Below are 1,139 nucleotides of genomic sequence, written 5' to 3'. Positions count from 1 at the left end.
ACTGGAGAGAAACATCCTATGTTTGGCAAAGGACATCTTATGCCTCGTCTTACTGGAGAGAAGAATCCGATGTTTGGTCGGACTGGAGAAAAGGCCCCAATGTTTGGCAAAGGTTATCTTATAGCGGGGGAAAAAAATCCCATGTTCGGCAAAGGGTATCTAATAGCCGGAGAAAAACATGGAATGTATGGTAGGGAACATTCGGATGGGGCTAAAAGGTTAATAAAGGTTATGGCTATATTCCAACAAGCTGTTATCAGACTTTACGCCGACCTTTCTGGCTTCACAGGCAATCGCAGTACCATCAAGAAAGCCACCGCCATCGAATGGCTCCAAGTCCATGCGTCTGAAGCGCTTGCCGCGCTCCAACGTCGCCATGCGGTCGAAAGAGTCTTGCTTGAAGACGAGCTTGCTGCCGCTGCATAGAAACGCGTCAGAGCGCTTGAAGCCGCTGCGCCAATGCATCCATAGGCTAATGCTAGAACGTGGCTCTAGCGGCCGCTATTAAGGACTGATGGAATAGGCATTACACTCCAAGCCTTCATTCCATTATTCTCTTTTAGAGTAAATGTCTTACAGTTGGCTCTAACAGCTCCGAAGCCAGTGCGCTTTCTCGGAGCGCCTTGAGTTCAAGGAGCCTAGCCAAATGCCCGCTTTTCCCTCCCCCTCCTAGCGACACCTCCGGCAAAACTGTGCCGTTCCCCTGGCCGGGCTTATGACCTCAACCAGCCGGTCAGGGATTTCTTTTTGCCTTCATCAATGGAGTAACCCATGGATGAAATCCTTGCGCCTGAAGCTGCGGAAGCCAAAGCGGTCGCCATTACCCGCGCGGCGATTACTACCATGACGGCACGCATCGAATGCTGTTTCCGTCAATCGAGCCTGACCGATACATCCTCGCCGGGGGATGTCTTGATGGTCGCATCGGCGATGCCCGTCCAAAACATCCACACCATTGCCCGGTCCGTGTCAGCAGCAAAGCAGGACTTCAATCAGGTGGTCAAAGAGGCTCGCGCACTGCTGACGGCTACAGAGCAATATGGACGTAACCGTCCGACGGTCAGCGTTCTTGACGAGGAGGTTACTTTCAGGCGGCGTTCGAGCGGATCTGCTCAGCCATGGCCCATGGCAGCAGTTCG

At 52.9% G+C, this 1,139-nt stretch carries 2 protein-coding genes; both read left to right on the top strand.

Features of this window, described 5'->3' with window-relative positions:
- On the top strand, positions 1 to 426 hold a 426-nt coding region (locus K309_RS42345; RefSeq protein WP_232232664.1), incomplete at its 5' end, for an NUMOD3 domain-containing DNA-binding protein.
- 345 nt (positions 427 to 771) lie between these two features.
- Positions 772 to 1,139 (top strand): hypothetical protein (locus K309_RS38975; RefSeq protein ID WP_035878973.1); only part of this gene is annotated, 368 nt, incomplete at its 3' end.

This window comes from Cupriavidus phytohabitans (assembly GCF_000426345.1).
Taxonomy (GTDB): domain Bacteria; phylum Pseudomonadota; class Gammaproteobacteria; order Burkholderiales; family Burkholderiaceae; genus Cupriavidus.
This window is presented reverse-complemented; position numbering and strand designations above follow the sequence as displayed.